Source organism: Paraburkholderia sp. EG304 (genome assembly GCF_046543485.1).
In the GTDB taxonomy this organism is placed as follows: domain Bacteria; phylum Pseudomonadota; class Gammaproteobacteria; order Burkholderiales; family Burkholderiaceae; genus Paraburkholderia; species Paraburkholderia youngii.
The window spans coordinates 1-371 of record NZ_JBKGUA010000379.1 but is presented as its reverse complement, the minus strand read 5'-3'; the positions used below and the strand labels follow the sequence as shown (position 1 = coordinate 371).

Below are 371 nucleotides of genomic sequence, written 5' to 3'. Positions count from 1 at the left end.
AGCTCCCACGGCGGGAAATCATTGGGCAGCATCCTCCACGGCGCGCCGGCACGAGCCATCCAGCGCAATGCATCAAACATGTCGCGCAGTTCGTATTTGCGCTGGGGCGCGTCGACGTCCATCAGCGCCAGATACGGCGCCGCGAAACTCCATTCCTCATCCGACACATCAGTCGGATACCCTTTGCGGTCTGTTCTTTTCATCCCGCCAGGATAACAGGTCTCAATCGAAGTTCCTAACACGCTCTAGCAGGCTGTTGAAATACCTCCCGCGCACGTCATCCGCGCGGGAGGGGTAAACGTTGAAACAAAGAACCGGACAACACTGAGACTGAAGCGATGCGCGGAGCGGACGGCTATACCGAGTCGATG

1 protein-coding gene is annotated in these 371 nt (G+C 58.2%); it reads right to left on the bottom strand.

From position 1 onward, the window contains the following. A partial coding sequence (locus ACLFKU_RS44375; protein WP_410853472.1) for a transposase occupies nt 1-203 on the bottom strand: 203 nt, incomplete at its 3' end. Nucleotides 204-371 lie beyond the last annotated feature (168 nt).